Annotated in this window: 26 protein-coding genes; 12 read left to right on the top strand and 14 right to left on the bottom strand. The window is 38.5% G+C overall.

The window, feature by feature from the left end; all coding sequences use genetic code 11:
* Positions 1 to 408: 408 nt before the first annotated feature.
* The 3 genes from mgtE (at position 409) to FAR12_RS17085 (ending at position 3639) form a co-directional block, all read left to right on the top strand.
* Entirely contained in the window at positions 409 to 1767 is a 1359-nt protein-coding gene (gene mgtE, locus FAR12_RS17095) for a magnesium transporter (protein WP_126410019.1), read from the top strand.
* A 134-nt stretch (positions 1768 to 1901) separates the two neighbouring features.
* Complete coding sequence (locus FAR12_RS17090; RefSeq protein ID WP_126410018.1) at positions 1902 to 3074, top strand: FtsW/RodA/SpoVE family cell cycle protein; 1173 nt, start codon at positions 1902 to 1904, stop codon at positions 3072 to 3074.
* Between the two features lie 130 nt (positions 3075 to 3204).
* On the top strand, positions 3205 to 3639 hold the full coding sequence (locus FAR12_RS17085; protein WP_126410017.1) for a Dps family protein: 435 nt from the start codon (positions 3205 to 3207) through the stop codon (positions 3637 to 3639).
* A 29-nt stretch (positions 3640 to 3668) separates the two neighbouring features.
* Here the strand turns inward: FAR12_RS17085 and FAR12_RS17080 are convergent, their stop codons facing one another.
* A complete protein-coding gene (locus FAR12_RS17080) occupies positions 3669 to 4538 on the bottom strand; it encodes a VOC family protein (RefSeq protein WP_126410016.1) in 870 nt (289 codons plus the stop codon).
* Between the two features lie 84 nt (positions 4539 to 4622).
* Here FAR12_RS17080 and FAR12_RS17075 point away from each other — a divergent pair, with 84 nt between their 5' ends.
* The 3 genes from FAR12_RS17075 (at position 4623) to FAR12_RS17065 (ending at position 6656) form a co-directional block, all read left to right on the top strand.
* A complete protein-coding gene (locus FAR12_RS17075) occupies positions 4623 to 4841 on the top strand; it encodes a hypothetical protein (protein WP_126410015.1) in 219 nt (72 codons plus the stop codon).
* Positions 4842 to 4958: 117 nt separating this feature from the next.
* Positions 4959 to 6014: an AI-2E family transporter gene (locus FAR12_RS17070; protein WP_126410014.1), complete on the top strand. Its 1056-nt coding sequence runs from the start codon at positions 4959 to 4961 to the stop codon at positions 6012 to 6014.
* A gap of 81 nt (positions 6015 to 6095) precedes the next feature.
* Complete coding sequence (locus FAR12_RS17065) at positions 6096 to 6656, top strand: FAD-dependent oxidoreductase (RefSeq protein ID WP_126410013.1); 561 nt, start codon at positions 6096 to 6098, stop codon at positions 6654 to 6656.
* A 58-nt stretch (positions 6657 to 6714) separates the two neighbouring features.
* On the opposite strand, the gene FAR12_RS17060 is transcribed toward FAR12_RS17065, so the two are convergent.
* The 5 genes from FAR12_RS17060 to FAR12_RS17045 all read right to left on the bottom strand — a co-directional run bounded on the left by FAR12_RS17060 (position 6715) and on the right by FAR12_RS17045 (position 10343).
* Positions 6715 to 7035: an antibiotic biosynthesis monooxygenase gene (locus FAR12_RS17060; RefSeq protein ID WP_126410012.1), complete on the bottom strand. Its 321-nt coding sequence runs from the start codon at positions 7033 to 7035 to the stop codon at positions 6715 to 6717.
* Between the two features lie 1046 nt (positions 7036 to 8081).
* Positions 8082 to 8243 carry a hypothetical protein gene (locus FAR12_RS23535; protein WP_170972240.1) on the bottom strand — a complete coding sequence of 54 codons (162 nt, stop codon included), beginning with the start codon at positions 8241 to 8243 and terminating at the stop codon, positions 8082 to 8084.
* Positions 8244 to 8249: 6 nt separating this feature from the next.
* The gene (arsC, locus tag FAR12_RS17055) at positions 8250 to 8669 is read right to left on the bottom strand and encodes an arsenate reductase (thioredoxin) (RefSeq protein WP_126410011.1); all 420 of its coding nucleotides are present in this window, start codon (positions 8667 to 8669) and stop codon (positions 8250 to 8252) included.
* A 13-nt stretch (positions 8670 to 8682) separates the two neighbouring features.
* The gene (locus tag FAR12_RS17050) at positions 8683 to 9963 is read right to left on the bottom strand and encodes an arsenic transporter (RefSeq protein ID WP_126410073.1); all 1281 of its coding nucleotides are present in this window, start codon (positions 9961 to 9963) and stop codon (positions 8683 to 8685) included.
* Positions 9964 to 10001: 38 nt separating this feature from the next.
* Positions 10002 to 10343, bottom strand: coding sequence for an ArsR/SmtB family transcription factor (locus FAR12_RS17045; RefSeq protein WP_246010428.1), 342 nt, complete (start codon positions 10341 to 10343; stop codon positions 10002 to 10004).
* Between the two features lie 113 nt (positions 10344 to 10456).
* Between FAR12_RS17045 and FAR12_RS24190 the strand changes: the two genes are divergently transcribed.
* The 3 genes from FAR12_RS24190 (at position 10457) to FAR12_RS17030 (ending at position 12762) form a co-directional block, all read left to right on the top strand.
* Positions 10457 to 10501, top strand: coding sequence for an erythromycin resistance leader peptide (locus tag FAR12_RS24190; protein WP_126410072.1), 45 nt, complete (start codon positions 10457 to 10459; stop codon positions 10499 to 10501).
* 265 nt (positions 10502 to 10766) lie between these two features.
* Complete coding sequence (locus FAR12_RS17035) at positions 10767 to 11627, top strand: putative RNA methyltransferase (protein ID WP_126410009.1); 861 nt, start codon at positions 10767 to 10769, stop codon at positions 11625 to 11627.
* Positions 11628 to 11739: 112 nt separating this feature from the next.
* Positions 11740 to 12762: a DUF1646 family protein gene (locus FAR12_RS17030; RefSeq protein WP_126410008.1), complete on the top strand. Its 1023-nt coding sequence runs from the start codon at positions 11740 to 11742 to the stop codon at positions 12760 to 12762.
* Here FAR12_RS17030 and FAR12_RS17025 read toward each other — a convergent pair.
* The 7 genes from FAR12_RS17025 to FAR12_RS16995 form a co-directional block, all read right to left on the bottom strand.
* Positions 12759 to 13241 carry a hypothetical protein gene (locus tag FAR12_RS17025; RefSeq protein WP_126410007.1) on the bottom strand — a complete coding sequence of 161 codons (483 nt, stop codon included), beginning with the start codon at positions 13239 to 13241 and terminating at the stop codon, positions 12759 to 12761. The two genes, FAR12_RS17030 and FAR12_RS17025, sit on opposite strands and share 4 nt — an antisense overlap.
* Before the next feature lie 52 nt (positions 13242 to 13293).
* Positions 13294 to 14103: a dimethylarginine dimethylaminohydrolase family protein gene (locus FAR12_RS17020; RefSeq protein ID WP_246010427.1), complete on the bottom strand. Its 810-nt coding sequence runs from the start codon at positions 14101 to 14103 to the stop codon at positions 13294 to 13296.
* 63 nt (positions 14104 to 14166) lie between these two features.
* Positions 14167 to 15276, bottom strand: coding sequence for a mechanosensitive ion channel family protein (locus FAR12_RS17015; protein ID WP_170972239.1), 1110 nt, complete (start codon positions 15274 to 15276; stop codon positions 14167 to 14169).
* A 69-nt stretch (positions 15277 to 15345) separates the two neighbouring features.
* Positions 15346 to 16002, bottom strand: coding sequence for a hypothetical protein (locus FAR12_RS17010; protein ID WP_126410006.1), 657 nt, complete (start codon positions 16000 to 16002; stop codon positions 15346 to 15348).
* Positions 15999 to 16739: a hypothetical protein gene (locus tag FAR12_RS17005; RefSeq protein WP_126410005.1), complete on the bottom strand. Its 741-nt coding sequence runs from the start codon at positions 16737 to 16739 to the stop codon at positions 15999 to 16001. Before FAR12_RS17005 ends, FAR12_RS17010 begins: the two co-directional genes overlap by 4 nt.
* Positions 16720 to 17622 carry an ATP-binding cassette domain-containing protein gene (locus FAR12_RS17000; protein ID WP_126410004.1) on the bottom strand — a complete coding sequence of 301 codons (903 nt, stop codon included), beginning with the start codon at positions 17620 to 17622 and terminating at the stop codon, positions 16720 to 16722. Before FAR12_RS17000 ends, FAR12_RS17005 begins: the two co-directional genes overlap by 20 nt.
* A complete protein-coding gene (locus tag FAR12_RS16995) occupies positions 17619 to 17996 on the bottom strand; it encodes a GntR family transcriptional regulator (RefSeq protein WP_126410003.1) in 378 nt (125 codons plus the stop codon). Before FAR12_RS16995 ends, FAR12_RS17000 begins: the two co-directional genes overlap by 4 nt.
* Before the next feature lie 189 nt (positions 17997 to 18185).
* Here FAR12_RS16995 and FAR12_RS16990 point away from each other — a divergent pair, with 189 nt between their 5' ends.
* Complete coding sequence (locus FAR12_RS16990; RefSeq protein WP_126410002.1) at positions 18186 to 19100, top strand: DMT family transporter; 915 nt, start codon at positions 18186 to 18188, stop codon at positions 19098 to 19100.
* A gap of 288 nt (positions 19101 to 19388) precedes the next feature.
* A complete protein-coding gene (locus FAR12_RS16985) occupies positions 19389 to 20951 on the top strand; it encodes a Vga family ABC-F type ribosomal protection protein (protein WP_126410001.1) in 1563 nt (520 codons plus the stop codon).
* Between the two features lie 38 nt (positions 20952 to 20989).
* Here the strand turns inward: FAR12_RS16985 and FAR12_RS16980 are convergent, their stop codons facing one another.
* Complete coding sequence (locus tag FAR12_RS16980) at positions 20990 to 21487, bottom strand: YbaK/EbsC family protein (protein WP_126410000.1); 498 nt, start codon at positions 21485 to 21487, stop codon at positions 20990 to 20992.
* 117 nt (positions 21488 to 21604) lie between these two features.
* On the opposite strand from FAR12_RS16980, the gene FAR12_RS16975 reads away from it, so the two are divergent.
* The gene (locus FAR12_RS16975) at positions 21605 to 22003 is read left to right on the top strand and encodes a nuclease-related domain-containing protein (RefSeq protein WP_126409999.1); all 399 of its coding nucleotides are present in this window, start codon (positions 21605 to 21607) and stop codon (positions 22001 to 22003) included.
* The last annotated feature ends 242 nt before the right edge of the window (positions 22004 to 22245 follow it).

Genomic DNA, 22245 nt, shown 5'->3' with positions numbered 1-22245 from the left:
CTTTTGATAAGACTTATGAAGACGTAACAAACCTTCAGTCACAATGACTTTCTATTTATAACGCTATATTCATATTGATTGTTTATTTTCTATCGAAAAAAACTTGTTTATTTTCTTACGAAAAAAACGGACTTTTACATTGAACCACTCTCTACACGAAAACACTTTTATAAGATATTCTAACAAATTTTTATCGTAAAATCTTAGTCTGAACTTTTTTGTAAAAAGATTTTAATAAAGATCACTGAGCTTGTAACCGAAATTAACATTTACAAAATTGTAAATATATCAACAAATTAAAAATATTCCCGTTTCTGATTTATTCATATCAATTCTGCCTTTCTTTACTTATAATAATCACGTGAAGAAATTTCAACTAGCATTTTTCCGGTAAAGGAGCGTGAGCGCATGATTCATAACATGACAGAAGATCAAATCACCCTTTATGTCATCAAAGCGTTAAAAGAAAATAAGCGAAAAGAATTTGAAGCGATTATCGATGAGCTACAACCTTACGATATTGCCCAAATTTATGCGGACTTGCCGGAAAAACACCGAACACGCTTTTTATTTTTCCTTAATATAGACGCTCTTGCAGATTTAATTCAAGAGTTAGGCAGTGAAGAACAAATTGATGTGTTGAACCGTCTCGGAATTGAGAAGTCCGGGAAAGTATTAGACATGATGGATAACGATGACCTCGCCTCTCTACTAGAGGATTTATCTCCCGAAAAGATAGCTTCCTTGCTATCAGGGATGAAAAAAGGCGAAGCTAAAATTGTTCAGGACATCATGAACTATCCGGCTGAAACTGCTGGGCGTTTGATGACCAACCGTTTCGTATGGATCCGCGATTACTACACTGTTCGGGAAGCCGTCGATAAGTTAAAATCATTCGCTGAACTAGCAGAGACGATTAACTACTTATATGTTATCGACCAAAACAGACGGCTCGTGGGGGTAGTTTCTTATCGGGATTTATTAATTGCCGATACACAAGAGAAAATACGAGATATTATGTACGAACGGGTTATCTCAGTTTTAGAAGACACGGACCAAGAAGAGGTAGCAAGATTAATTGAACGGTATGACTTCCTTGCGATTCCAGTTGTGAATGCGGAACATGTTCTAATCGGAATTATCACGGTCGATGATATCATCGACGTCGTCATTCGTGAGGCTAACGAGGATATCGAAAAACTTTCTGCTTCCGGTAAATCGATCGATTTCGAAACAAAATCCTTCGTGGCTGCTTATCGTCGGCTACCATGGTTGGTTTTACTCCTTTTTATCGGGTTAATCTCCGGTAGTATCATTAGTTCCTATGAGCATACACTTGAAAAAGTAGTTGCCCTCGCCTTTTTTATGCCAATGATCTCTGGAATGACTGGGAACACTGGAACACAATCCCTCGCAGTCGTTGTTCGAGGACTTGTTTCCAACGATATTGATAAAAGAGTAATCACAAAGCTTATTCTCAGAGAGCTCTCTGTTGGAGTCATTATAGGTGTCACCTGTGGAGTTCTCATTTCCGTCATTGCTCTCGTTTGGCAAGGAAACTTTATCCTTGGGCTCGTCGTCGGTAGCTCATTATTGTTAACTCTTATTATTGGAACATTAGCTGGAACCATTATTCCAATAATCCTATATCGACTTAACATTGACCCTGCTATTGCATCTGGTCCACTAATCACAACCTTGAATGACATTTTTTCGCTCGTAACCTATTTTGGAATTGCTACGATGTTTATTGAATATTTACTTTAGAAACTCACGAAGGAACCCTTTCGTGGGTTTTTCTTTTGAAACCATCTCATTCTATTTTTCGTCTTAATACATGTGGCTATTTTTTGGTAATTTGTTAAGATAGAGGAAGATTATAGGAGACTAGGTGTTGCAGGATGGAGAAAAAGACAAGGGTTGTTGAAAAGTTCGACTGGACATTATGCTTTATATTATTTGTGTTCTTTTTAACTAGCTGCGCTACAATCTATAGCGCTCAAACAACCGGACAATATGGTGATACGAATTATTTTATACGACAAGTTCTAAATTACGTAATCGGAGCTATTATTATTGCAGTTGTCATGATCTTTGATAACGATCAATATCGAAAATTAAGTTGGTATTTATATGGATTTGGAATCTTTCTTTTGATTTTCCTTATTTTTGCACCAGAATCCATCGCGCCTGAAACCAAAGGGGCAAAAGCCTGGTTTAAGATCCCATACCTTGGTTCTGTACAACCTTCTGAATTCATGAAGATTTTTTTGATCCTAACACTAAGCAAATTAATCTCAGACCATCATGAAAAAATTGATTATAAAACGTTGAAAACTGATTTTTACCTATTGATGAAGCTTGGAATCACAACCCTCATCCCTCTCGGTTTAATTGCAAAGGAAGATATGGGAACAGGATTAGTCATAATCGCTATTCTAGTGGGGATGATTCTTGTCTCAGGGATCACCTGGAAAATTATTACCCCGATTTTTTTCATAGGGGCATCCTTCGCAGCTGCGATTCTTTACGTGGTGATAAAAATACCAGAGCTATTAGATAAGTATTTTAATATTGATGAATACAAGCTAAACCGCATCTATTCCTGGCTTGATCCAGAGAGCTTTCAAAGCGGTATTGGCTATCAGCTCTACAAATCCCTTCAAGCAATTGGCTCTGGTCTTATTACTGGGAAAGGATTCGGTGAAAGAGCTGTTTATATTCCCGATAATCACACCGATTTTGTTTTTAGTGTTATTGGCGAGGAATACGGATTTATTGGCGCGAGTATTGTCATTGGTATGTTTTTTATTCTAATCTATCATTTAACAAAAACCGCCCTTGATACAACTGATCCGTTTAATACCTATATTTGTGTCGGCGTCATTAGCATGATCACTTTCCACGTTTTTCAAAATATCGGAATGACGATTCAATTATTGCCGATTACTGGGATTCCTCTTCCTTTTATCAGCTATGGAGGAAGCGCGATGATGGGAAACATGTTCGCAATGGGACTCATCTTTAGTATTCGATATCATCATAAAACTTATATGTTCAGCTCAAACGCATAAAAACCCTTAAGTTCAGACTTAAGGGTTTTTATTTATAATAATTATTAACTAATAAATATTATAAATAAGTATTGATTATAATTTGATATTTGTTATAATAAGTATATAAATTGTTTGAGGAGGAATATAAATGAATCTACAAACTGCATTAAACGGACAAATTTCTAACTGGAGTATTCTATACACGAAGCTACATCGTTTTCACTGGTATGTAAAAGGACCTCTTTTCTTCACCCTTCATGAAAAATTTGAAGAGTTATACAATGAAGCAGCGCTTACAGTTGACGAAGTTGCTGAACGTCTTCTTGCAATTGGCGGTCAACCAGTTGCTACGATGAAGGAATACTTAGAAACTGCTACTCTAGCAGAAACAAACAACGAATCAAAGGCAAGCGAAATGGTTGCTACTCTTGTTTCTGATTACAAGGCAATTAAAGAACAACTTGTTGAACTTGCTAAATTATCGGAAGAACAAGATGACGTGATTACAAACGATTTAGCTACTGGTTTAATCGAGAAAATCGACACCCATGTATGGATGCTAACTGCTTACCTAGGTGAATAATAACGCAAATGGAAAAAAGAGTCAGTGAACTAAATCACTGACTCTTTTTTCACAGCTAATATAATTTGCGTTCCTGATGGGTCTTTTACCTGAATACGGTCTTGTGCCACAATAATATTTGCATTCATCTTCTGTAATCGTTCCACTGCTTTCTGTCTTTCTTCGTCACTTGGGAATAGAAGTGTATAATGTTCTAATCCTGCACTCGACTTGGAAGGTGCTGGAGCCCCTAGCCCATTCCACGTATTTAGTCCGATATGATGATGATATCGGCCAGTTGAAATAAAGAGAGCCTGCCCGCCATAACGAGTCACAATATCAAAGCCGAGACCTTCACAATAAAATCGTTCGGCCTCACGTAAATCAGCAACATGCAGATGAATATGCCCCATAATTGTTCCTGCGGGCAACCCTTGCCACACATCGCCTTTCCACTGTGAAAATAAATCTTGCACATCGAGTGCAACAGTATCCATTTCGATCGAATCATTCATCCATTGCCATTGTTCACTCGTGCGATCCGCATAAATTTCAATCCCATTTCCATCTGGATCCCCTAAATAAATTGCCTCACTAACAAGATGATCGGAAGCTCCTTGTAGAGGATAACCACTTTCAACAAGATGTTTTAAGCAGGCTGCCAAATCTTCTCGATTTGGAAGGAGTAATGCAAAATGATACAAACCCGTGCGACGTGGCTCTTTAGGTATGACACCGTCTGGATCTTCGATGGTTACTAATGGATTTTTCCCATCAGCAGTTAGAACGGCAGATTTTTCTGTCTGAGACAATACCTTTAGGCCAATGATTTCTTCGTAAAAAGTTAACGACCGCACCAAATCAGTTACCTTAAGATGCACTTGATTGACATATACATTTGGCGTGCTATGAAAAGTCATGTATAAATCCTCCCTTTTCCTTTGTTCCAAAATGATTTTAATTTAGTATACTAGATATAACTTGAAAACAAGGAGTGATTTGTTTTGGCAAAGTCTCGAGCAAAGAAATACCGTGAAAAATTAGCGCGTGAAGGAAGACGAAATCCTGAATGCAACCGTAGCCCATTTGCCGTAATGGATATGACAACAAGGAAGACAAAAACGAAAAAAGATTATATGTATCAACATAAACACAAGAACCATTCATTCGATCACGGAAATGATGGTTCTTTTTATTTATCAATCTCCTATCCTCCAGCATAAAGAAGTTTTCAAAATGCTCACATGAGACTACTTTTTTGACCACAATCACCATTGTATATATGCTAAAATAAAGTTAGACAGAAAATCTCATTTGTACTGGAGGAAACATCGACAACGATGGAAAATATAAATAACTTTTTAAATAAGAATGGCGCAAAAAGATTTATAATTTTCGCAATTATCATGATTGCATTAATTGCTTTAAAAAGCATGATAAATGTGATCTTGTTAACATTTATTTTTTCTTTTCTTATGGACCGACTTGTGGAACTTGTCACAAGAAAGACTAAAATCAATCGAAACTTTACAGTTCTGTTTTCTTACTTAACCATCATTGGGTTATTGACCTATGGACTTGTGAAGTACCTCCCAGTCATTACAATTGAAATCACGCAATTATTTAAGCAACTACAAGCTTTTTATCTACAGCCGCGTGATAATGTAATTTTCAATTACATTGTGGAGATTATCGAAAAAAATGGCATTAGTAACTATTTGGATCAAGGTGTAAATTTCATCCTGAAATCCTTTACGGATATTAGCGCTATGGGTGTGCAAGTATTTATCTCGCTAATTTTAAGCTTGTTCTTCTTGTTAGAAAAACAAAAACTCATCGAATTCACTACTAAATTTAAATATAGCAAGGTTGCTCCGTTTTATAAGGAGATTGAATTTTTCGCTAGAAAATTTGTCCTCACATTCGGAAAAGTAATTGAAGCTCAATTTGTGATCGCCATCGTCAACTGTGCAATTACGACAATTGCCTTATGGATCATGGACTTCCCGCAAATATTAGGATTATCCATCATGGTATTTGCACTTGGACTTATCCCTGTTGCTGGGGTCATGATTTCTCTAGTTCCGTTATGTACAATCGCTTATACAATTGGTGGCTACATGTATGTGGTCTACATCTTAATCGTGATCATGATCATCCATGCAATTGAAGCGTATATTTTGAATCCAAAATTGATGTCTTCAAAAACACATTTGCCTGTCTTCTATACATTTATCGTTCTTATTTTCGGCGAGCATTACTTTGGTGTATGGGGGCTCATTGTTGGAATTCCCGTATTCGTTTTCGTCCTTGATATTTTAGGGGTAAAAAGTGTCGGGCAAGAAGCGAAAGACGAATTGAATAATTCCGTTCCTACCGATAAACCAATAGACTAAGGTCTCAAGACTAATTGTGAGATATTCTCGGAAGATTTTGTTAATATAACTGTATATCTTATAATAAGGAGGCCATTACATATGTATGATGTAGTCATTATTGGAGCTGGTCCAGCTGGAGCAAGTGCGGGAATTTTTACAGCAAAAGCAGGAAAGAAAACGTTAATTTTAGATAACGATAAAAGCGTGACAAAGCGCGCTTGGTTAGATAACCATTACGGCGCACCCGCGATTTCTGGTCCCGATTTAGTAGAAACAGGAAAAAACCAAGCGAAAAAGTTTGGTGCTGAAATCGTTCAAGCAGACGCTACTGCGATTAACAAAGCTGGAGATCACCTAGTTGTTGTGACTGAAAGCGGCGAATACGAAGCAAAGCATGTCATTCTGGCGACAGGAATGGGTGTAGACCTTGGAGAAAAATCAGGCGTGAACACGAAGCCTGGTACGGAACCACGTATTAAAACAATCTTTGACGTTGACCAAGCTGGAAAAACAAATGTAGAAGGCATTTGGGCTGCAGGTACTTGCGCAGGCGTGAGTATGCATACCATTATCACAGCCGGAGACGGTGCAAAGGTTGCGATTAACATCGTAAGTGAATTAAACGGCGAACGTTATGTTGACCACGATATTATAAAATGATCGGAAAAGGAGAGGCCTCATACCTCTCCTTTTGTGATTTATAGTTTACTAGAATGGTCTATTTTACGGCTGTTTTTACTGCTTTCACTTCATACTTACTTCCTTCTGCACTAATAATATAATCAGGTTTTGCTTGTCCAAGCTTCGCTTTATGACCTGCAATATGTTCCGGGCTCTTTTCCCAATTCTTCCATGCCTCTTCAGATTCCCAACGAATAAGTACTACTACTTCTTCATCACCTTTACGAACTTGTTTAACCATCACAGTTAAATCAACGAATCCAGGCTGCTTCTCGATAATCCCTTCACCACTAAACCTAGACACTACCTTTTCAGCATTTCCCTCTGTAACAACCGTCTTTCTCATTAGAACGAACATATTTCCACTCCTATCCCTTTAAAGAAGTTATCATTACTAATTTCATTATAACTGATAATCATTTTCAATTACAAATTTTAATCTTGTAATCCTCTGTTTTAGTCAATGGATTTATATCCGATAATCTATCTTACAAAAATAATCGAAAAAATTAACTTTCGACTTGAACGCGCCAGCCCTTATGCGCCGTGGCGTTTTTGATCAATCGTTTGATTGGTAGTTTCTTTTATGCTTTCTTAAAATAACTAGGATTTCGTAACTCAGTCTCAATTATTCCCACAGCTTCTGATTCATACTTTCGGAACCCCCGCTTCACTGTTTGTTCCCGTTTTTGCGAAAACAGGTATTTGAAGTTATTTCCCCATGTAAAAAGCCCTAAAGTATATATTGCAAAAACAACTCGAAAAATTAACTTTCAACTTGAACGGGCCAGCCCATAAGCAACGTGGCGTTTTTGATCAATCGTTTGATTGACAGGTTTCTTTTTACTTTCTTACGATAATGAGACGACTACATTGACATTTCCCATTCAAATCAGCCATTTTTCCTATCTCAGCAAAACAACTCGAAAAATTAACTTTCGACTTGAACGCACCAGCCCATAGACGACGTGGCATTTTTGATCAATCGTTTGATTGACAGGTTCTTTTTTACTTTCTTGCTATAATAAGACGGCTAAAATCATTATTTTTGCTCATTTTGGCCCTTATTCCTATCTCACAAAAATAATCGAAAAAATTAACTTTCGACTTGAACACGCCAGCCCATATACGACGTGGCATTTTTGATCAATCGTTTGATTGACAGATCCTTTTTTACTTTCTCACGATAATGCATGGGCTGAGGCAGACTTTTTGACCTAATCCTTATCTCACAAAAACGATCCGAAAAATTAACTTTCAACTTGAACACGCCAGCCCATTGGCGACGTGGCGTTTTTGATCAATCGTTTGATTGACAGATCTTTTTTTGCTTTCTCGCGATAATGCATGAGCTCTGGCAGACCTTTTGACCTAATCCTTATCTCACAAAAACGATCCGAAAAATTAACTTTCAACTTGAACACGCCAGCCCATTGGCGACGTGGCGTTTTTGATCAAACGTTTGATTGAGGTTCCGTAATTTGCTTTCTTAAAATAAGGAGGCTCCGAACGCGGATTATGAATGCCTTCCGATACGAAAAAGAGTGTCCCTAAGGACACCCTCACTAAAACTTATTCTCCTGTTTCTGAAAATCGTTTGATTCGTTCTCCAATTTCATCTCTTACTCGAGTAAAGAACGCCCATTTTTCCTCTTCTGTTCCTTCTGCCTTTGCTGGATCGTCAAAGCCCCAGTGTACGCGTTTTATATGTGGTGGAGTCACAGGACAATTGTCCGCTGCATGGCCACATAACGTGACAATTAGATCCGCGTTGTTTAAAATTTCAGGATCAATGACATCAGAAGTTTGGCTTGATATATCAATTCCAGCTTCCTTCATCGCCTTTACTGCATTGGGATTTAAGCCGTGTGCTTCAAGTCCTGCGCTCTTCACGTCCCATTCGTTACTTAAATATTTCTTCCCCCACCCTTCAGCCATTTGACTACGGCAAGAGTTACCTGTACATAAGAAATAGATTGTTTTTTTATCCATGATGTCAGCTCCTTTAAATTATCAGTAACCATATATACAAGCCCAAAAGCGTAATGAACAATGTTGGGATTGTTAAAATAATGCCTGTTTTAAAATAAGTACCCCATGATATTTTAACCCCTTTTAGGGATAAGACATGCAACCATAATAACGTCGCTAATGACCCAATCGGTGTGATTTTTGGTCCTAAATCAGAGCCAATCACATTTGCATAAATAAGTGCTTCACGAATAACACCTGATGTATTCGTCTCAGCAATTGCCAGTGCATCAATCATAACAGTTGGCATATTATTCATGACTGAAGAAAGGATTGCTGCTATAAAGCCCATTGCGATTGTTGCCACAAACAAACCTTGATCCGCAGCTTGTTGGATCAAATCAGCCAAAAGACTCGTTAGTCCAACATTACGAAGTCCGTATACGACGACATACATACCAATCGAGAAAAAAACGATGCTCCAAGGCGCACCCTTTATAACCATTTTCGTATGAACTGCTGGACTTCTTTTCGCCATGATTAAAAAGAAAATGGCAATAATACCTGCGATAAAGGATACTGGTATGCCAATGAATTCACTAATGAAGTATCCAATCAATAAAATCGCTAAAACGAACCAAGACAAACGGAACATTCTTAAATCCTTGATCGCCTCTTTAGGCTCCTTCAAATTAGCAAGATCATATTTTCTCGGAATGCTTTTTCGAAAATATAAGAAGAGGACGAGAATACTCGCTCCCAACGCGAAAAAGTTTGGTACGATCATGCGTGACGCATATTCAGCGAAACCTACGTTAAAGAAATCTGCTGATACAATATTCACGAGATTACTGACGACAAGCGGTAACGACGTTGTATCAGCGATAAAACCACTCGCCATGATGAATGGAAAGACCATTTTTTCATTGAATTGCAAATTGCGTACCATCGCTAGTACGATTGGTGTTAAAATAAGCGCCGCTCCATCATTGGCAAAAAGGGCAGCCACTCCAGCGCCAAGTAGGGTAACAAAAATAAACATCTTTACCCCATTTCCACCTGCTGCCCGTGCCATATGTAACGCGGACCATTCAAAAAAGCCAATTTCATCTAAAATAAGAGAAATGATAATAATGGCAATAAACGCTAACGTTGCATTCCATACAATACCTGTTACATCAATAACATCTTCAAAGGAAACAACGGAAAATAATAAAGCTAAAATAGCTCCCCCGCATGCTGTCCAACCTATTCCTAATCCCTTCGGCTGCCAGATGACAAGGGTCAGTGTTACAAGAAAAATGATAATAGCCATCACGATTGCTAAAGACAAAATGTTTACCTCCAAAATGGTTAATCACATGAGATTCTTTTTCCTAATTTCTCTAATTCTTCAAGTTTGTCTGCCTGACTTGGCAGTTCTTTTAATAGAAGGTGAACATAATCAAAGTATTCATACTGCTGATTGAGCGAATAGATCATCCATTGCCCTCTGCGATTTTCTTTTACAAGACCTGCATCTCTTAGTTTTCGTAAATGCTGACTAATAGCCGGTTGACTCGCCTCAAATATTTCTACAAACTCACAGACACAGCAATCCTGCTCGAGTAATATCCGTAGCATTGTTAATCTTGTCTTATCACCCAACAGCTTCAATAGGTTAGCTGCCTGCTCCATATCTATACTTTGCCCCATGTAACTCACCTCCATTTATCAATATATAATAATATGCTTATATACGCAACTCTTTACTTTTCCCCTTATAGATTTTATAATAATACTGAAATTTTAAGGAGGAATATTAAAAAATGACACATTTCATGAGACTTCGATTCCCAGCTTTGAACCAGTAATTTCATACGTTCAAAGGCTCTGTTTGTGATGACAGAGTAAATGGGATCAGTCTGTCCTTTTTTAATATTCTTCAATTGCTCATATGACATTTGTGGAAAGGCGGATCGATCTGCCTTTCTTTATTTATGCATTCATTCACCTTCTACAAAACGAAGGTTTATTTGGCATAGCATCTTACCTGATTAAAGATGAGGCTTCTTCCCTTTACTCTGAAATCACAGGCAGTTTCCTGTGATTTTTTTTATTGCGAAAGGAAGAGACATCATGAATAAAAAGGAACGAAGCATAAATCAATTTCAAAAATATGTGGAGGCATTCAGATGCCCCTTATGTAAAAATACAATGAAGATTGTTGATCACAAGAGTCTGGTCTGTTCAAAAAATCATACCTTTGATTTTTCAAAAAATGGCTATGTGAATTTATTAAGCAGTGTTTCTAGCAGCTATTATAAAAAAGAACTATTTGAATCAAGGCAGCAGATTGTTTCTGAGAGTTACCTATTCCACCCCCTACATGAGAGCCTATCGAAGATCATAGCGAAGGATATGAATAGCTCTACCCTTCCTTATATGGTTTTAGATGCAGGCTGTGGTGAGGGTTCACATTTGCAGAAAATAATGGAGCAACAAGCATTTATCGGAGTCGGTCTCGATATTTCAAAGGAAGGCATTCAGATGGCAGCTAAACGATATAGGCACCCTCTATGGATTGTTGGAGACTTAGCAAATCTACCCATTGAAAATGACAAGTTTCATACCATTCTCAATATCTTGTCGCCGTCCAATTACAAGGAATTCAAGCGAATTTTGGTCCCAGGTGGCCTCCTTATTAAGGTGGTGCCTCGTTCGAATTATTTACGTGAGCTACGAGAGGTACTTTTTGAACGTACTGAAAAAGAAAGCTATAAAAACGATGCAACGGTAGCATTGTTTACAAAGCATTTTCAGCTCTTAGATATTCAGCGTTTGAGCTATACAACAAAGCTGACTACTGATGGAATGAGAAATTTGATTCAAATGACTCCACTTGCTTGGTCAGCTAAGGAATCTAGAATTAATACATTTCTAAACGAGGAGTCTACTGAAATCACCATAGATTTTGATATTTTAATCGGAAGAAATTGATCAGCAAAGAGCAGAGATCGTCTCTGCTCTTTTTGATTGTCTAGCATATTTCACGCGGACGAGCATATTCATTTTCATAGGACTTGCAAAAATGATTAGGAAGGTAACCAACATGACAGGATTAATTTTTATTTTACTCTTAGTTTTATTTCTACCTTTTTCCGTAAAAATTATTGAACGACATCTCGAAGTTTTTCTTTTTATCATGGGGATTTGCGCCGCCTACATAGGTGGAGTACTGGATTCCACCTTATTTATGAAAGCCGTCAAGGATCCAATCAAAATCACATTGGCTGTCTTGGTTGCAGGTGTTCTCTTTAAATGGTTGAAAGTTCCACTCGAAAAATTAATCCGACGAATAAGTGAAGCCGTGCCGTATCCATTATTTTTTGCACTCGTTGTCATCATTCTCGGCTTACTCTCAAGCATCATTACAGCCATTATCGCGGCCCTCGTTCTCGTCATTATCGTTTCTGTGCTACGACTAGAAAGAGCTTCAGAAGTAAAGCTCGTCATCCTTGCTTGTTTTTCAATCGGCTTAGGGGCTGCCTTGACCCCGATCGGTGAGCCATTGTCTACCATTATCACGAGCAAACTGAATGAGGATACCTTTTTTCTATTTAAATTGATCGGACGTGAAGTCATTTTAGGCATTCTGATGATGGGAATTGTTGCGGCGCTTTTTGTCCAACCACGATTTAGAAAAACAAAATTATCCTATGTAAATGAGACAGAACCTTATTCAGAGATTATCCTTCGCACTGGAAAAATATATTTATTTGTTATGGGGCTCACGCTTTTAGGGGCAGGGTTTGAACCGCTTATTAACACTTACATACTTGGATTAGATGCAAACATTCTCTATTGGATCAATATGATTTCAGCCGTTTTGGACAACGCAACCTTAGCTGCAGCAGAAATAAGCCCATCGATGACACATGAAACGATCAAGGCGATTTTACTTGGGCTCATCATTAGTGGTGGTATGCTTGTTCCAGGGAACATTCCGAATATAATTTCGTCAGGAAAGCTAAACATTACAAGCTCTGAATGGGCAAAATTCGGTGTACCCTTTGGATTAATCACCATGGTCATTTATTTCATAGCCATTCTTGGAAACAAATTATTGAATTAGGTACCTGGCACCTTTCCTGGCTTTGACCTATTTTCCAATCTTAAGACCCAGTTGAAGTAGCCTATTAATAGTAAGAAAAGAATAGGATCTACGGCAGCGGAATGCCATAATTTCCACCATCCACTATGAAAATAACCCCATGGTTCAGGTAAAAGCGTGACGGCTTCATATAGCAAGATTCCCAATGTCCAAAGGAAAATATAGATAAATTGCTTCCCTCTGTTGTTTTGAAATGGAAAATAGCTTAGGAACATGATATTAACGGGGGGAAGTAGGATCGTATGAGCTAATAGCCCACGCCAATCGATTTCCTTAGAAAAATACCAATAACCATGAAATTTAAACTCGATGATCGTATCAAAAATAGCTTGAAAGGCGATAGTAAATATCCAAATATGAAGTGATTGATTAGCTGTTAGCCGACTTTTCCGTAAAGCAATTGCATTAAATATGATTATCGAAATAGTAAGTCCAATCAAGGTATATAAAACCTCTACTTTTTTAACTCTAAGTTGCCCAGTTTTTTTGTAATTATGAATGAGATCGAAAAAGCGGCAGTGTACAACAACGAAAGGAGCCTCCAAATTTCAATATTTCCGATAGCTCTACTTCAATGACCTCATAACCACGTCTGCTCAATTCCATGTTAAGCGCTTTGTTAACTGGAAGGCTGATCACTTTTTTATTACCTATCGATAAAATATTCGTCGCCAGACAAGCTTGCTCTTCCTTCGTTACCTCAATTAAGTCATATCTTTTTTTCAAAGTCTGAACCGTTTCACCATGAATTTCCTCTGAATAAATGATCGCTTCTGTCGGAGAAAGGATATTAAATACACAATCCAAATGAAGAAAATGATCGGTAAACGGGACTTCCATTACGTCCATTTCCGGCAGCATTTCTTGAATGGCCTTTGCTGCTTTTTGATTGGTTCGATTGCTCAACCCTACATACACCGTATTCCCATCAATCAGGACATCCCCTCCTTCAACAGTCCCTTCAGTGGTTTCATTAAAAGGAATTCCCTCATTTTGAAGCCAATCTTTTAGCTGCTCTTCCTCTCCTTGTCTCCGATAATTCGATATTTTTGCTACGATAACTTCCCTCCCTAGTACAAAACCAGTATCACGTGTGAATACTTGCTCCGTAAACTGAGGGACAGCAGGTATCTCAATAACCTCTACTCCGTAATCTTTTACGGTCGATACCAAATGATGATGCTGTTTGATCGCTGTATCAATACTGGTATGCATTGATTGTTGCTTCATCAAGTGACGAGGTTCACAGACGATAACGGTTTTTAGCGGATCATATTCATTAAAGCATTGGACTGTTCTCAAAAGAAAAACCCCTTTTTTCTGTTAGTGATACTAATTTAACCTAACAAAAAAGGAGTTATGAATTTAGCTTAAACCTTCGTTTGAAACTTCGCTAAAATCCATATCGAAATAAAGAATCCTACTCGGAATCGCCATTTTGACATTTTCTTGTTCAAGAATATCGAGAATCGCAAAATTGATTTCTTCTTTTACTTTTAGAAAATCGGCCCAAATCGTTGTTTTCGTGAAAAAATAAAGGAACACACCGAAGCCATTTTCCATGAACTGATCAAATCGTACATGAATTGTTTCTTGATGAATTTCTGGATGATTCCGTAAAAGATCTTCAATTTTCTGGACTACTATCTTCAATTGTTCCTTATGCGTATCGTGTGCCACTCTTAATTGAAACGTGATTTGCCTTTTTCCCATCCAGCTCCAATTGGTAATCGATTCATTTGCCAAAGTCGCATTTGGAACCGTGACAACCGCTTGGGCAAATGTGCGGATTCTTGTGCTACGAAATGTGATATCCTCAACTGTTCCTTCTACACTCGGCGTCAAAATCCAGTCGCCAATCGAAAAAGGCTTCTCCGTTATGATCACAATTCCACCAAACAGATTGGCAATGGCATCCTTTGCCGCAAGAGAGATGGCTAAGCCGCCTATTCCTAATCCTGCGACGAGCCCACTTATTTCATAGCCGAATACTTGAGCAATAACACTTAAACTAATGATGACAACTAGTGCCCGTAACGCTTTTGATAGGAAAGGAATAAGAATTTCATCAAGTTCAAAGTTAAATTTATGATTGAGTTTGGTTAGCAATAAGGATGAAGTCGAGGATAGATTATACAATCCCCAACTGATCACAAACACAATGGAAGCTTTTATAAGGGTTAGAAACAACTTGCCATGCTCATTAAAATAAGGAAAAAAATCAGCAGCAATATAGATCCCTAAAATGAGAAACAGTAATTGGATTGGTTTTTCATATGCAAGAAACACATTTGATAAAAATGAAGTCGGTGCTTTTTTGCTCAGCTTCAGCAATAGGGCAAATACGTACTTCGCGAAAATTTTTCTAAATATAAGAAACAGCAAAATGATCCCTATAGATATTCCTAAATTCTTAAGAAACGCTAGTTGTAAAAACACTTCCCAGTTTATAAACAGTCCAACTTTCCTTGCCATCATCTTGTCTATTATTTTGTCCTAAAAAGTCTCCGTTTAATGAACTGGGATGTTTTCATTCGTACTTCTTCATTTCCCTACTTCTGTCAACGAAAGCGCAGAATCTGCTTTTAATTCTAAACTTGGCGGGATTCGGAGATACACAATAGGTCCCCCTGTCGTGACTCCATTAGATATTTTATCCCCGGTAATTTGATTACTCGCAAACACATTTTTCATGAGCGCCACTTTTATCTCCTGAGCCCCAGGATAGGTAATCGCCAAAGTTTTTTCGCTTAATTTCACTCTCGGTGGGAGGATTTTTTCAGAAAGATCCAACCCATTTGTATCCACGATATTTCCATAAACTCTCACTTCAACTAAATTGTCATTTACTGATTTTCTTTCAATAAAAACGCTAGTACCCTCTTCTACATTTGCTGTAGTAATAGATAAGCTCTCTCCCGAGTATTCAAAACTATTTTTGTCCAACAAGTAAGGCGTATCATTTTTACTAATCTCACCACTATAAAGCGCCTCATATAAATCCGTTGTCTGCTTTTCCTCGACCAGAACGGATGGCTCATCAACCTTCATAAAAAAGCTAATACATAATGAGAGGAGGAGAACTCCTAAATAAATGATTAGTAACCAGTGTGTGATTTTCGCATTCATTTTCAATCTAAAAAATAAGAGAATAACCGCCAAAATAATGACTATTGGAATAATGGAAACAAACAATGTCATCGTCTTACCTCCATTCTATTGAGAATGTTAATGGAAGCAAGAAAAACCAGAGCTGTTGTGACCAGTATTTTTATCAAAAAGAAGACGAAGTTCGACTCCATCACATAAAACTGAAACACTTGCATAAGTGATAGTTCCTTTTGAATGGAAGCATCCAAGAATATTGAACCAATAATCAAGACAGGAACCAGGATGGCAAATAGTTTATTCACTTGTACAAGGGCTCCAATCAAGTATCCAATAGAGCTAATGCAGAAGATATAGAGTGCGCTCATAATAATCCCAAGAATGAAGATTGGAAAATCAAATGGTCCCGCATAAACTTGTTGGTCAAAAACAAAGTAACCAATTACCTGTAACAAGTATCTTGAGAGATTCGCTGTAACCGCCCCCAGCAAGCTTCCAGTCAGCAAAAATAGTATGTTCGATAGACTGCTACTAAGTCGATTCGTGACAAAAGTGAAATCATGATTCCGGTACGGCTTTGTCGTAATCGTGATGGCGGTAACGAGCGCCCAGATCATCGTAAAGACAAGTACTACATCTGCTGAATAATAATTGATGTCTATTCGAAGACCTTCCGATGATGACAAAGAGCCGCCAATTCCGCCTAAAGAAAAAAGGACTGCGATAAGTTGTATCCCAATAAGAGAACTAATGGCGTCAATATTTGCTTTAAGCTTAAAGAAATATTGCTTCTTTACCGTTTCCTTTAAGTTAGCGGTTGATAAAGACATCGTCTATTCCTCCTTTCGTTTCATTCGTTAGGTAGACACATAGTTCACTGGCACGAACAGGGATGACTTTCACACCATTTAAACTTATTTGTGCTAGCTCTGCTTCGGACAAATCATTTTTAATAACCACATATGTTGTGTCTAGTCCAATCTGATTTTGGTAAACGACTTCCTTTCCTTCAGTCCATGGCAATACAACTGATGCAGGCCCTTGTAGTCCGATGGCCCATTCTTTCAGATCTGAGATCGGGATATGAAGGTGTACTTCCCCATTTTTTAAAAGAAGAACATCTTCAAGTAGATCCTCCATCTCCTCTAAGTGATGACTAGAAATCAAGATTGTTCTAGGGTGAGCGATATAATCTTTCAAAAGCGCACGGTAAAAATCTTTTCTTACAGCCTCGTCCATCCCCGTGGTCGGTTCATCAAAAATGGTGATTGGACATCTAGATGCTATTCCCACAATCGCATTAAATGTACTCGTTCTCCCTTTAGACAGGGTGTTATGGTAGTGTTTCGGATCAAAGTTGAAGTACTTAAACAAGCGCTGAGCAAACTCCATATCCCAATTTGGATAAAAGGTTTGAGCCGCTTCTAAAAGCTCTTGTAATTGAAGGGCTGGTGGAAAACTCATTTGGTCATCCACAAAGATGGTATTAACTGAGGTGTATAAATTATTGAATGGTCGCTGTGCGAGAACCTTGATCTCTCCAGATGTTTCTCTAATAAATCCAGCCATTATTTTAAGAAGTGTTGTTTTTCCAACACCATTTCTTCCAATTACTCCAGTAATTTTATTTTCTTCGATCGTAAAAGAAATTTGATTTAACACCTTTTTCCGCAAATACGACTTCGTTAAGTCTTTACATTCAATCACACTCATTTTCTCCCCTCCTCATGAAGTGCGGCCTTAATCATGTCCATTAACTCTTGTTCCGTTATTTGTAATCGCTCAGACTCTAACACAAGCTCTTGAACAAGCTGCCTTAAGTTACCGCTCTTTCGTTTGTTCAAAATATGTTCCTTGGCATCCTCCGCTACAAACATCCCTAATCCTCGCCTTTTATAGAGAATGCTTTCATCTGCTAATATATTGAGCCCTTTTGCTGCTGTGGCTGGATTAATCGTGAACATTTCAGCCAATTGATATTGAGAATAAACTTTTTGATGACTCTCAAAATTCCCGTTCAATATTTCTGTTTCAATCCATTCGGCAATTTGTACATATATTGGCTTTGTACCATCATGGTTTAATATTTTCGCCGCCTCCTCTCCTTCTTAGTTAGTGCATTACTGTTGTAATGTACTATATATCATATTGGTAATTTCTTCAAGTGTTGTTTTGTAAATTTTCTAAAATTTTTCTCTGTATTAAAACTATCCATTTCTTTCCTTTGGAAAATCTATTATTCTAGGTTTAGAGATTTCAACTTGTGAGGTAAAAACATGAATTCAGGAAATGTAGCAGTGACTTACTCAAGAACAAAGGGATTTATTTACGTTATTCTAGCCGCGCTACTATGGGGAGTTTCCGGGACGGTTGCTCAATATTTGTTTCACCAGCAAGGATTTAGTCCTGAATGGTTAGTCGTTGTTCGCTTACTCGTTTCCGGATTGCTTTTATTAGGCTTGGCTTATCGGAAAGAAAAACAAAGGGTATGGTCCGTTTGGAAGAATAAAAAGGATTCCTTAAGTCTGATCCTTTTTGGCATTTTTGGAATGCTAGCTGTTCAATACACCTATTTTGCGGCCATTTCTTATGGAAACGCGGCTACAGCTACTGTCTTGCAATATATTGCCCCGATACTTGTGACTTGCTTTCTAGCTTTTCGAGCAAAACGACTTCCAACGATGAAAGAATTTGCAGCAGTTATTTTGGCCGTGTTAGGAACATTTTTGCTTGTGACGAAAGGGAATATTAGCAGTCTTTCCATTTCAGGCTGGGCTCTTTTTTGGGGACTCAGCTCTGCCTTTGCACTGGCCTTTTATACGCTACAGCCTGGAAAACTCCTAGCCAGATGGGGCTCACTGATTGTTGTTGGATGGGGTATGTTCATAGGTGGCATTGGTTTCACCTTCGTTCATCCGCCGTGGAGATTTGAAGGAGAATGGTCTCTATATGCCTATCTAGCTCTTATTTTTGTCATTATTCTTGGTACAGTCGTTCCATTCTATTGCTACTTGGAAAGCTTAAAATATATTGGCGCCTCCGAAACAAGTTTACTCGCCTGTGTCGAGCCATTGTCCGCTGTTATTTGTTCCATCCTTTGGCTCGGTGTCACGTTTGGATTGACGGAATGGATTGGTACGCTCTGTATTTTAAGCACGGTTGCGATTTTATCTGTGTTAAAGAAGAGTTGACAGATGCGCTCAGATCTTTTATCGTTAGATTACAAATATCGGAAAGGGTGAGTCTATTACAATGAAGTTTTAATCCTATTTTTTTCGAAAACAACAAATTGAAAACACATTTTTTACAGCAGCAGCGTTCTGCTTATTTTGTGTTGCAATTTGGTTTTCAGAATAGGATTGGACTTTGTTGTTGGCTCTTACCACCCGCCAGCTTATTTGCTGTATGATCAGCGCCTCCTATTCTGAATGTAGAAATGGAGGCGTTTTTTTGTCTCCAAAAACAGAGGAGATGATGTCATGTTGTTATTAGAAGCACATGAACTTAAGCTTTATATAAAAGATAGATTATTGTTGGATGTAGATAAATTACAAGTTCATAAAGGAGAACGAATCGGCCTCGTTGGGAAAAATGGGACTGGAAAGACCACTCTGTTCGAGATTTTAGCTGAGAAACGAGCGAGTGACAGCGGACGAGTTCACACGTATGGTACTTGCGAGCTTTTACCACAGCTAAAACGAACGGACACGACGAAAAGCGGTGGCGAGGTTACACAGGAATACATCACCGGTGCTTTGAACAGAAATCCAGAGATTTTATTAGCAGATGAACCGACCACCCATTTAGATACAGAGCATATTGAATGGCTCGAAAAAAAGCTCGCCCATTGGCAAGGTGCACTTCTTATCGTTTCCCATGACCGTGCCTTTTTGGATGCACTTTGCACAACGATTTGGGAGCTGGCAGATGGTCACATCCGCGAATACAAAGGGAATTATTCCGATTATATGGCCCAAAAAGAGTTGGAGCTTAAAACGCATGAGGTAGCCTATGAAAAATACGAGAAAAAGAAACGGCAATTGGAAGAGGCAATTATTTTAAAAGAAAAGAAGGCAGCCCGGGCAACGAAAAAGCCTAAGAATGTAAGTACTTCTGAAGCAAGTATTACGGGGGCAAAGCCCTATTTTGCAAAGAAACAGAAGAAACTACAAACCGTCGCAAAAGCAATAGAAACGAGACTTGAAAAACTTGAAAAGGTGGAAAAAATTAAAGAGACTCCTGCCATTCAAATGGATTTGCCCAATGAAGAGTCCTTTAGAGGTCGAATCATTCTTCGTGCAGAAAAGGTTGCAGGCGGATTCGATGGACGGACACTTTGGAAAGCAGCTAGTTTTGAGGTCCGCGGTGGAGATAAACTCGCGATTATTGGTGCAAATGGGAGCGGGAAAACAACGCTTTTAAAGAAAATTGTCAATAAGGATGAAGGAGTTGTGGTCTCACCATCGATGAAGTTTGGCTATTTCAGTCAGACGATCGACTTGTTGGATACAGAGAAATCGATTTTGGAAAATGTCCAATCTACCTCCAAACAGACTGAGACTTTCATTCGCATTGTTTTGGCGCGATTGCATTTTTTCCGCGAGGATGTGTATAAAAAGGTTTCTGTGCTAAGCGGTGGTGAGCGGGTGAAGGTCGCTCTAGCGAAACTATTTGTGAGTGATATTAACACCTTGATTCTCGATGAACCGACGAATTTTCTAGATATCGAAGCCGTTGAGGCATTGGAGTCACTTTTACAGGAATACACAGGAACCATTATTTTTGTTTCCCATGACCGACGCTTTGTTAGTAAAATCGCTAAGCGGATTTTAGTGATTGAGAACAAATCGTTAAGAGTGTTTGAAGGAACTTATGAGGAATTTCGAAATTTTGAGCCTCAGAACGAGCGAGATTCTGAAGAGGATCGAAGGCTTTTACTGGAGACGAAGATTACAGAGGTACTGAGTAGACTAAGTATCGATCCGACTCCACAGCTAGAGAAGGAATTTCAGATGCTTCTTGCAGAGAAAAGAAAATTGTAGTGAAACGGCAGGGGTTGTCCCCTGCTGTTTTTATATGCTTAGGCAGTTGCTTCTTGCTGCTCTTCATTCCATCCTTTACAAACATCAATCCAATCCTTTGCATAGGAGTATTCTTCTAATTCTTCACATGTTAGCTCGATGGCTGAATTGGTACTGCCACAGGCTGGGAACAGCGTTTCAAATCGTTTCATCGACACATCGAGAAATACATCCAAGTCTTTCGCGAGTCCAAAGGGACAAACTCCACCAACCACATGTCCCGTCTGTTCAACTACTTCCTCTGCTGTCAGCATCCGTGCTTTGTATCCGAAGGTATCGCGAAATTTCTTATTATCGATTTTTGCATCACCTGCTGCCACAACGAGAATCGCTTTGTCTTCTTCTCCTCTAAAAGATAATGTCTTTGCAATGCGAGCAGGAATGACACCTATCGTTTCGGCCGCCATATCCACGGTTGCACTGGATTGTTCAAACACCTGTACATCATTCTCACGATTCCATTTTTTGAAATGAGCCTTCACACTTTCTAATGACATATTGCACCCTCCTCTTTTGGAAAATAGTAACATTTATTGAGAAAATGTCAAAAAATTGTTTCTTGTTAAAGCAAGGGTGGTTTCCTAAGATAGAGAGATATAGAAAGGAGATTGCCTATGAAACCTCGTTTGGAATGCCCCGAGTTAAAGGTTTACCGCTATATGAATGCCCGCATGGAATTAGAAGGAAAGGAGAAACAGCATTATTCATTTTTAGAAAAAGGGTTGGAGGGTGAGTTAAAGTTCGATAGTTTACTAGAAAAGCTAGAAGGTGAATACCTTATTTTGAAGGATATCTTACTGGACTATCAGGGCAATTTGTTCCAGATTGACACCTTGATTATTTCAAAGACTACGATCCATATGTTTGAAGTGAAAAATTACGAGGGCGATTATTATGTGGACGCTGACAACTGGTTCTCCACTTCTGGCACCGAAATCAAAAATCCGTTGAGTCAGTTAAAACGTACCGAATCCCTCTTCCGCCGGTATCTTCAATTTTTCGTTCCCCTTTAAAACTCGAATGTTACCTCGTTTTTGTTAATCTAGAATTTACTCTTTTACAGGCGCCACTTAATGAGCCGATTATTCTCCCTACTCAGCTAAATCGCTTTTTACGAAATCTCGAATTCCCACGAGCCCCCTTGACCAATACCCCTATTAATCTCGCTAAAAAAATCCTCTCTGACCATATCGTTGATTCTCCCTTCAAACGCCTCCCCACCTATGAATATGAGCAATTGGAAAAAGGGATATTG

This window comes from Bacillus yapensis, assembly GCF_005280205.1.
GTDB lineage: Bacteria > Bacillota > Bacilli > Bacillales > Cytobacillaceae > Robertmurraya > Robertmurraya yapensis.
This window is presented reverse-complemented; position numbering and strand designations above follow the sequence as displayed.